This window comes from Sporocytophaga myxococcoides DSM 11118 (assembly GCF_000426725.1).
GTDB lineage: Bacteria > Bacteroidota > Bacteroidia > Cytophagales > Cytophagaceae > Sporocytophaga > Sporocytophaga myxococcoides.
In genome coordinates this window covers 115,009-123,834 of the sequence record NZ_AUFX01000003.1, presented here as the reverse complement: position 1 = coordinate 123,834, position 8,826 = coordinate 115,009, and the positions used below count along the sequence as shown (strand labels likewise).

10 protein-coding genes are annotated in these 8,826 nt (G+C 32.8%); 6 read left to right on the top strand and 4 right to left on the bottom strand.

The features are described from left to right. Positions 1-2 precede the first annotated feature (2 nt). Positions 3-260, top strand: coding sequence for a DUF7660 family protein (locus tag K350_RS26770; protein ID WP_037573461.1), 258 nt, complete (start codon positions 3-5; stop codon positions 258-260). A 323-nt stretch (positions 261-583) separates the two neighbouring features. Here K350_RS26770 and K350_RS0100340 read toward each other — a convergent pair whose 3' ends face one another. Then, positions 584-1,855, bottom strand: a complete 1,272-nt coding sequence (locus tag K350_RS0100340; RefSeq protein ID WP_162144104.1) for a DDE-type integrase/transposase/recombinase — start codon at positions 1,853-1,855, stop codon at positions 584-586. 206 nt (positions 1,856-2,061) lie between these two features. Between K350_RS0100340 and K350_RS0100335 the strand changes: the two genes are divergently transcribed. The 3 genes from K350_RS0100335 (at position 2,062) to K350_RS0100320 (ending at position 4,663) form a co-directional block, all read left to right on the top strand. Continuing rightward, a complete protein-coding gene (locus tag K350_RS0100335; RefSeq protein WP_028978219.1) occupies positions 2,062-2,364 on the top strand; it encodes a hypothetical protein in 303 nt (100 codons plus the stop codon). Positions 2,365-3,073: 709 nt separating this feature from the next. After that, positions 3,074-3,568 carry a hypothetical protein gene (locus K350_RS0100325; protein ID WP_028978217.1) on the top strand — a complete coding sequence of 165 codons (495 nt, stop codon included), beginning with the start codon at positions 3,074-3,076 and terminating at the stop codon, positions 3,566-3,568. A gap of 543 nt (positions 3,569-4,111) precedes the next feature. Next, positions 4,112-4,663 carry a hypothetical protein gene (locus K350_RS0100320; RefSeq protein WP_028978216.1) on the top strand — a complete coding sequence of 184 codons (552 nt, stop codon included), beginning with the start codon at positions 4,112-4,114 and terminating at the stop codon, positions 4,661-4,663. A 401-nt stretch (positions 4,664-5,064) separates the two neighbouring features. Here K350_RS0100320 and K350_RS0100315 read toward each other — a convergent pair whose 3' ends face one another. The 3 genes from K350_RS0100315 to K350_RS0100305 are packed head-to-tail and all read right to left on the bottom strand — an operon-like array spanning position 5,065 to position 6,570. Continuing rightward, positions 5,065-5,274 (bottom strand): hypervirulence associated TUDOR domain-containing protein, encoded by a 210-nt coding sequence (locus K350_RS0100315; protein WP_028978215.1) that lies wholly within the window; start codon positions 5,272-5,274, stop codon positions 5,065-5,067. A gap of 14 nt (positions 5,275-5,288) precedes the next feature. Beyond that, positions 5,289-5,831: a DUF488 domain-containing protein gene (locus K350_RS0100310; RefSeq protein WP_028978214.1), complete on the bottom strand. Its 543-nt coding sequence runs from the start codon at positions 5,829-5,831 to the stop codon at positions 5,289-5,291. Between the two features lie 49 nt (positions 5,832-5,880). Then, complete coding sequence (locus tag K350_RS0100305; protein WP_028978213.1) at positions 5,881-6,570, bottom strand: SMUG2 DNA glycosylase family protein; 690 nt, start codon at positions 6,568-6,570, stop codon at positions 5,881-5,883. Between the two features lie 372 nt (positions 6,571-6,942). On the opposite strand from K350_RS0100305, the gene K350_RS0100300 reads away from it, so the two are divergent. Together K350_RS0100300 and K350_RS0100295 are read left to right on the top strand one after the other, a co-directional pair. Then, positions 6,943-7,680: a phosphodiester glycosidase family protein gene (locus K350_RS0100300; protein WP_028978212.1), complete on the top strand. Its 738-nt coding sequence runs from the start codon at positions 6,943-6,945 to the stop codon at positions 7,678-7,680. A gap of 94 nt (positions 7,681-7,774) precedes the next feature. Beyond that, positions 7,775-8,365: a hypothetical protein gene (locus K350_RS0100295; protein WP_028978211.1), complete on the top strand. Its 591-nt coding sequence runs from the start codon at positions 7,775-7,777 to the stop codon at positions 8,363-8,365. Positions 8,366-8,826 lie beyond the last annotated feature (461 nt).

Genomic DNA, 8,826 nt, shown 5'->3' with positions numbered 1-8,826 from the left:
TTATGGAATTATTAGATAAAATTAAAAAAATAGAGAGTAGAGAAGATTTTCTCGAATTTGTTAGAAAGCTTAAATTAAAGCTTGAAACTGGGGAACTTAGTTTGGAGAATGATAAGATTCCCGACTATTTAGAAGGAATTATGGGTGTTTCAATGGGGATTGACGGTATGTATAAGAATAATAAAATAGAAAAAGAAATGGAATTCCCTTCGTGGCGTGCTTTTGCGATAATTTTATATTCTGCAACAAGTCATTCTTGATAATTCTTTTTCCGTGGCTTCCCCCCGACAAACACACATGAGAAACTATAATAATCACTAATTAAAAGCTCCATAGTAAAAAGGGTGTCAGAGTTACTGGCACCTTTTTTTGTTATGTTCGGTTACAAAAACGGTTACAAAGGTTGTAGGAGGAGGTAGTAAGCTCAGCAACTCCCACAATCTTTCCGTAAATAACACTTCGATAGAACGAAGTGTATGAAAATGAAAGTATTAAAGAAGATTGTAAAGTGAGCTCAAAAAAGGTTCTTTTTAAGAAAGAGATTTTAAAAGTACAAGAATAAAAGGTATCTGAAAGAAGTAACTTAACACTTCTGACAGGTACTTTTTCTGTTTTGTTCAAGTCTTATGGCTTTGGCTTGTCTTATTTGTTCGGAAAACTCCATATCAGGAATCTTCTGAGTATAAGCTTCCATAGGAGTAAGTCCATTGATTGCATAATGAGGTCTGTAAATATTATAATCTTCGATAGATCTTATAATACAGGCTAAAAGTTCATTGAAAGTTTGTGGTAGTTTATGTCTTATATAACGCTTCATGATTTTGTTGATGGCTTCAATAGGGGAGTTTGAAAAAGCTATATCCTTTAATGCTATAACTTTTGTTATCCCAGGAAGGGGAGTAGAAGCGATAAGCTCTTCAATACTTAGAGCATGGTTTTCACTTCCACCATCAGCTACAAGAGTCACAACTACATGTTTGGGATGATATAGTTGTATAGTCTGAATGGCCATGTCTAATGCAGCTTTCACGTTCTCTGCACCATGTTTTTCAGAGATACTCCATCCAAGTATCTTTCTTGAAAAGTTATCTGAGACTAAAGTTATGGCTGATTTAATCCCTTCTTGTAAAGTATAAAAAGTTGTATCTACATGAAGAAACTGGTTTGGTGCGGTACTTACGATACCTTTAGTCTTTTCATCAGGTTTCGGAAAACGTCTTTTAAATCCCAATAGTGCACTGTATTTATACAATGTGCTTAGTGAAGCATACAATAATTCATTTCTTCGGGCATAATGAGCAATAGATGCTATAGGCCAGCAGGTAAAGCGGATATCAGAAAAGAGAGCTTTCATAGTATTTACCTCCTTTACTGCAAGCTGAAGTGGATGTCTTTTTAGACAAAGAGAAACAGGTGAGAGGCTACATTTTATTTTTAGCTTATGAACTCTGTAGTAAAATGAAGAAGCACTGATTCCAGTGAGTCTTAGAACCATCTTCCGGGGCAATACATTAGAGAGTTTCTGTAACTGTGTAATAAAAATTTCATTGTCTGATTTCTTCAGGATAGGCTTGAGAAAAGACGCAATAGTAAGCCATACTTTAAAAAGTAATTTAACAGTTCTTTTTAGATTTTTGTGTTCCTCAAGTATCTCATACAGTTGTAATGATTCATATTGTATAGAACGGGATTCATGTCCCATATAGGCGTCCATTATTAGATTCCTCCATGATGATGCAGTAGAATAAGGGACTAGATATCTGAACTTCTCTGGTAACAGGTATTCTTTTCCACTTGCATACAGAGAAATTATAAATGTATCATATTTGTTTCTGTGATGTTTGTTCAAATCCATTGTCTTTATACCAAAAGAAAGCATGTTAAAAAACTTACTTATATTTAGGTTGTCTCATCCTCAAGGAAAAGAGGGATGATAGATGTTGAGTTTATTGGTGACATCCCGCAAGTTAATAAACTTGCTCTCATTTGAAGGTTGAAGTCAAATAGACTTCAACCAGAGGGGGTATCGATATATATGCAGATGGATCATTAATGGGAACGATGGCTCCTTTATCAGATTATGAGTTAGCCATTTTAGCTACTGATGTACTATATAATAATAGTCTTGATGTTGTTAATGAAGATGGTAAAAAAACTGTTAGACCGGTTATTTATGATAAAGACCGAATACCTCAAGGAGAAAAAACGAATGTCGTACCTCTCAATCCTGATAGTACTGTCGATCATTCAAAGGCATATGAAGTGGAAATTACAAGTTCCGGAGGTACTCCTCAGGGAAAAGAACTAATTCTAGTGGAACCACACAACAGAAAACTGGAAAATAAGTATGAAACTTATAATTAGTTTGATTGTAACATGTATGTTTTCTGTTTCTTATATGGAAAATTCATATAAAAAAGAAGAAGGTCAATGTAAGATTAAAAATAGTAGATATCTACAAGTCAACCCTGGTATGTCTTATGAGTATAGATTCAAATCGAATGGAAACTTTAAATTCATTTTTAATCACTTTGAGATGGGAAAGAGGATATATTATGGAAAATATGAAATGAGAGGCGATACCATAAATATATCAATGACAATGTCAGGGGATAAAGAACAGTATTTATTCTCAGATTCATGTTTAACTGACTTTAAAAGCAATTGTATTTATAAAAGAATATTATAGGTATAATATCCTAATATCCATATTAAAAGGGTGTCAGGGTTTAAAGACTGGCACCTTTTTTTTGTTGGAGTCGGTTACAAAAGCTGTAAGAGGGTGTAGTAAGTTGTTGAAAAATAACCTGTAATCTTAGCAGGTTCCGATCCTATATGGATCATATAAAGGTAGGAGTTTGTGTTTTGAAGGGTTTAATTATTCTGTAACTTAGGGGTCGTGGGTTCAAATCCCGCGACCCATTAATTTCGATTCTTGTCTTCATATATGAAACTTATAAACTTGCATATATTTGTAGGATTAAGTCACAGACTTAAACCAGGGGGGAGTAATTATTTTGATAGTTAGGCCGAAGTCATTAAAAGAGAAGATAATTGTAGAACAACATAATATATGAAGATTATCGTAAATGTATTGTTACTTATCCTTTTAATCAAGCAAGATAAAAAGCAATTAAATGTTTGTGTGTGTCTTAACCAGAGAGCTTCTGTAGCTTCATTTGATATACCAGCTATCAAAGCTGGTAAAGATGAAAAGATTAAAGATATAGAGGAAAGTATAAAGAAAAATTATGAATTTAATGCTTCAATTATTGGTATAAATAAATATTCAATGAATCAGCTGGTTTTTGCAGAAGTCTCCTTTTATGGTAGTTCGTGCGATACAATTGTAAGACTTTTTATACAAAATAATAAAGTACTACTGTCCACTGATTCATATAAAATTAAAGCTAATGATTTCGATATACGTGTTACAGACTCTGAGAATTCTATAAGGATATACAGAAGAGTGAAAGACAAGAAAAAAAATGTAACCGTAAATTTTAATTTTGATAAAAAACAATTGAAACTATCTACATTTTTTGATAGTGGTCTAAGCAAATGGTGAAGCAATAACGAAAAGTGTAGAAGGATTCAATAATTTCCATAAAGAACACTTCGGGTATGCGCTTTTCTGTTATCTTCAAGTTACAACTATTAGGAATTAAATACACTAGTTTTAGAAGTTAAAACTCATATAGCAGTATTTTATGATGTAGCAGACTTCATTCAGAGTAGAATAGAATGAAGCAGTGTAACTTTAACTAATACTCTTTTTATACTCCTTAATAAAAGATTATCCCCTTCTGGATTAAGTCTGTGACTTAATCCTACATACATATGCAAGTTTATAACTTGCATATATGAAGACAAGAGTCGGAATTAATGGGTGGCGGGATTTGAACCCACTCCTGATTATTCCTCAATAAGCTGAATATTCCTTTGATAATGTTCAAGGACGAGTTGGTGGTTTATCGGGAGAAAAAGAAATCACTCCACGATCTTGGAATTTTGGAAATATGGATGCCGGTAAAAATCAAAGTGATGCAAGTATAAAAAAATTATGTTAAACCTGCGAAGACTGATAAAAAAGTTAAAAAGAAATAGAATAATGAAACGTTTAATATATCTTTCTTTTACGGTTTTACTTATTTCTTGTAATAAACTTAGCGAAAAAATAAGGACAAATTATGATGAAATAGAAACAGATCAGTGCTCAGATTGGTCAAAAGATTGTCATAAAAAGTATATTGAGTTAGACTTTAAAAAGAAAGCACAACTCAACAAAAAAACATTAATTCCAGTTGTTGAAAAGATGTATGATACTACCATGACCGATGAACAATTTCTCGATAGGTTTCTAGTATTATACAAAGGTTTGGGTTTATTGCCGCTTGGTAGATATGAAATATGTGATTCATGTTGGATTAACACAATTACAAATAATCAAAAAATAAGTTATAAAAATATGATTGTTGGTGTTTACTTAGAATATCTAAAATCTAATGAAAATTATCCAAACGATACATTACTTAAATACTCAAACTTTGTTAATGAAAAACATCGTATTCAATTAGATTCTGGATTATATAGCCCTGCTCAATACATGGATACCTTAAACTATTTTATAAAAAATAAAATTGAAGTAGATTTAGGAGGATAATTCCATAGTAATGTATCAATTAGCTGTGTTCCCTGCTCTTTCTCAAGTGTGACATGTGTCTATGGATAAAAACTAGTTTATAATTGTCGGGATGCGTTGAAGTATTAAGTAAAGATTCTTAGTAAAGGGTGTCAGAGTTTAAATACTGGCACCTTTTTTTTATGTTAGGTACATTGCTAAAATCTATGGGAGGCTTTAGTAAGTTGTTGAGAAACATAGCCACGTCAAGAGAAAGCAAGTCTGGACAGGTCTAGAAATCTCTTAAAGTTTGATTAAGTTTTTTCTTCTGTAAAAAGCAGTTAAAGCGTTATATTGCTTAGTAAAATGAGGTGCTAAGTACTTTTAATACTATCCGGAAATTGTTATTTAAAGCTGTTTCCCGATTTTAAGCAGCTTATCTTTTATTCTTTGGTAAGCGCTGTTCCCTTATGCGCTGCTATATGTCCAGTTTTACTGCTTTTAATTTCGTATTGAGGATCATCTTTCGAGGCGTGATGTGTATAGCCTTTGAAAACAAAATCTTTAGTATGAACTTTTATAATAGTTCCGGAAACTCTTCCTGCTTCAAAGTTCCAGCTAACTTTTTCGCCTACTTTAAATTGTGCTGCCATAAACATTACTTTAATTAAAACAAAGTTGCATCTGAATACGAAACGTGACCTTCACTCACTAGTGCAGGAGAGGTATAAGGATGTTCCTGGACTTTTCCTGCTGCCATTATATGTAATACAGTCCAACCTTTTGCTTTCAGATAATCAGATATCATTGATCGGTGACAACTCCACCAAACTGCTTCAGAACACATATAAGATGTCGGTTGTTTCAAAGCAATGGATTCCAGATCACTTACTGCATTGGTAAATTCTTCCGTTTCCATATAATCTGCATAGCCCCGGAAAGATTCATTGCGCCATCTGTTATTTTTCGAGTCTCGTCTCATTTTTCTTCTTCCGCCCAAACCTTCAATATGAATGTAATTTATCTCTTTTTTTTCTAAAGAGATTTTAAGACTTTCTTTATTGAAATAAGGGAACTTGCGTGATCCTGGCAAACGACGCACATCAGCGAGTAATTTAATGTCAAAGGATTTTAAAATACCAATAAACTCCTCTAGGCTATGATTGGAATGCCCAATGGTGTAAATGATATGTTTTTCCGATGCCTTCATTTGCAATCACTCTTCTATTAAATAAATAAAAATAGAGAAGTATAGTTCATTAACTTTTCAATGCCTGAATATATTTGTATATATACAAATCCTTTTGTTTCAATTTATACTGTTGAATAAAACGTGGGTGTTCAAGAACTTTTATGCAATCAAATAGCTTTGCTTCTTTGTTTAGCAAATGTATGAATTCTGCATTTTTCTTTCCCAATACAAATACTTCAGAAGTATTTAATCCCAGACTGATATGCTTTTGCAAAGACTGGATCATAAAAGTTTTCACCAATTTAAAAAGAGCTGGATCATCATAGTAATTCGCATTGAGCCATTTACCGCTCTTTGATTGTCTGATAATTGCTAAAGGAAATGGAGAGTTGATATAATAATCTTTATAGAAATCTTCAGCACCTCCGTATTCCGTAATCATTTCATACATGAATACAGAAGATATTTCATGAGTATAGGCAGATTTCATTTCTATCCCACAAACTTTTTCCAACCGTTTGGTATCTGTAAAAGGAACACCTGTAACACCGGCTCCGTGTCTGCTGGGATTGATTCCAATGATAAATTTTCGTTTTATCTGATCGTTATAATATTTATAATAAAATTGCTTCATAACCTCCATTGTTTCAGGATTATGAAGATAGGGATTCATTACCTGAAAACCTTCTGGTAATTCACCCATATATTGTAAATGACGATTGAAATCAACTACTTTATCTGCGAAGGTTTCGGGCATAAAAAATTTCGATTATTAGGTTTTAATTAAAACGTATACAGTTGTCATATATGCGCATGAAGAAGTCTCTTTTGTTTCTAAAAAGGGTTGAATGGCATATAGCTTATGACAGAATTATACTTAGGGTCGTGGGTTCAAATCCCGCCACCCTTTAACATATTTTACTATCTAATAAGTTTGAACCAAGGTATTTTAATTGATCTTTATTGTAATTAATTACTTTCAATTTAACCAATAAGCGGCTCAAGCAGACTGTCTGTTCATAAAGTTATACAATAAAAATTTTACGTATATTGCTATTTAGGATGCCATTAAGAAAAATGAAAAAACGAAAGACGCTCAAATTTTTCCCATTTTAATTAAATTATTTTTATGAAAATAAGCAGAGTATTATCTGGTATACTGGTCTTTGGATGCATCCTGTCAACATTGTTTTTTCTATATGGATTTAAAAATTATGAAAATGACATAGTTTCCTATACGATTGATTTAAATAAAGCAGATCTTAAATTTTATTGGAAAGATAAAGATGGCAATATTATCAGAAGCCTTCAGAATCTGAAATTATTAGCTGAGGAAAATCATCAAAAACTAGTATTTGCCATGAATGGAGGGATGTACCAAAAAGATAATTCTCCTCAAGGTTTGTATATAGAAGATGCTAAAGTAATTTCCAAATTAAATACAGGTTCCGGGAATGGTAATTTCCATATGAAACCAAATGGAGTTTTTTATATCACCACCAATAATAAAGCATATATCTCTCAAACTTCGGAGTTTAAATCAAAAGATATTAAGTATGCTACTCAGTCCGGGCCTATGCTGGTTATAGATGGAACCATTCATCCTGTTTTTCAAAAGGGTTCCCAAAATCTTAATATCAGAAATGGTGTTGGAATTTTGCCGGACGGAAATATTATCTTTGCCATATCAAAAAACGAAATTAACTTTTATGATTTTGCTCAATACTTTAAAGATGCCGGGTGTAAAAATGCTCTATACCTGGATGGCTTTGTATCGAGGGCTTATATACCAGAGAAGAACTGGATCCAGACCGATGGAAATTTTGGCGTAATTATTGGAGTTACTGAAAAGTTAAATAATCATTAGTTTCATATAAATTACCATTAATCTTTAGTGATCAATAGATTGCTTTAGTATTCAATATTTTTAATTCTGATTTTTATAACAGATCATTTTATAAATGAAAAAGTATTTCATGTTGTCCTGCATTCTGACGTGTCTGACTTTTAGAACAGCACTTGCGCAGACAAAATCCAACTTTGAAAAATTTGCAGGTGAAGCTACTGTAAAATTCGGAGCGCAAATTCATCACTCCAATTATATAGAAAGTTACAATACTAATGCTGGAGGATTTATTCTTGAAGCATCCGGGGAAAGGTTTGGAGTTTCTTATTCAGGAAGAATAGGGGTTACCTCTTCAAATCAATTCTATGCTTACACAGGAGCAGGGCAAGTAATTGGTTTTTATCTATTGAAAGATAGTAAAAATACCGGGCTTGGAATTTTAGGCTTGATAGGAATCCTGATACCCGAAAGCATTATCTTATATTCATATCCGACTACCAAAAGCAGACTAGGTTTTTATCTTAGTCCTTGGGGGGTAGAACATATACCTGAAAAGGAAACAAAGGTAAGTATAGAAGCGGGATTAAAATATTGTGTCAAGTTAAACGACAGGTTTTATATCGAGCCTTTTTTAGGAGCCAAGGCAATATATAAAACAGACAGACAAGCTGTAAGCGCAGGTCTTAATTTCTTTTTTACAAAATAAATTTTCATTTCCTCACGTAGAGACGCCATGTTGGCGTCTCCCTATCCATTATATACAAAATCAGATTCTATTAACAATCCAAAATTTAAAGTCGAAATGAATAAATTCATTTTTTTTGTATTGGGATGTATTAATCACATGACCTATCCTAAAAAATCAGATTCTAATTGAAGGGACGGAAGATTGATCAAATAATTTAAGTAGGGAGCAAAACAACATAAATTGAGCTTTTAAGAAAAATATTTTCTTATTCTCCACACCCTGTTCAAATCATATTCTAGAAATACAATTTGTTAGTTCAGAGGTTCTAAATCGGACATCTGAGGTTCGATGACGTAACTCTGAAGTACTAAATCGGACTTCCGAGGTCCGACGACGTAGTTCAGAAGTTCTCAATCGGACTTCCGAGGTTCTACGATGTAGCTCATAGGTCCAAAATAGCAGCTTGGGTCTTTTTCTAA

What these genes read in the sequence shown, in the direction of transcription:
- K350_RS0100315 (WP_028978215.1), bottom strand. Translation starts at nt 5,274, where the DNA reads ATGGCAGCACAATTTAAAGTAGGCGAAAAAGTTAGCTGGAACTTTGAA.
- K350_RS0100295 (WP_028978211.1), top strand. Translation starts at nt 7,775, where the DNA reads ATGAAAAAGTATTTCATGTTGTCCTGCATTCTGACGTGTCTGACTTTT.
- K350_RS0100340 (WP_162144104.1), bottom strand. Translation starts at nt 1,855, where the DNA reads ATGGATTTGAACAAACATCACAGAAACAAATATGATACATTTATAATT.
- K350_RS0100320 (WP_028978216.1), top strand. Translation starts at nt 4,112, where the DNA reads ATGAAACGTTTAATATATCTTTCTTTTACGGTTTTACTTATTTCTTGT.
- K350_RS0100335 (WP_028978219.1), top strand. Translation starts at nt 2,062, where the DNA reads ATGGCTCCTTTATCAGATTATGAGTTAGCCATTTTAGCTACTGATGTA.
- K350_RS26770 (WP_037573461.1), top strand. Translation starts at nt 3, where the DNA reads ATGGAATTATTAGATAAAATTAAAAAAATAGAGAGTAGAGAAGATTTT.
- K350_RS0100310 (WP_028978214.1), bottom strand. Translation starts at nt 5,831, where the DNA reads ATGAAGGCATCGGAAAAACATATCATTTACACCATTGGGCATTCCAAT.
- K350_RS0100300 (WP_028978212.1), top strand. Translation starts at nt 6,943, where the DNA reads ATGAAAATAAGCAGAGTATTATCTGGTATACTGGTCTTTGGATGCATC.
- K350_RS0100325 (WP_028978217.1), top strand. Translation starts at nt 3,074, where the DNA reads ATGAAGATTATCGTAAATGTATTGTTACTTATCCTTTTAATCAAGCAA.
- K350_RS0100305 (WP_028978213.1), bottom strand. Translation starts at nt 6,570, where the DNA reads ATGCCCGAAACCTTCGCAGATAAAGTAGTTGATTTCAATCGTCATTTA.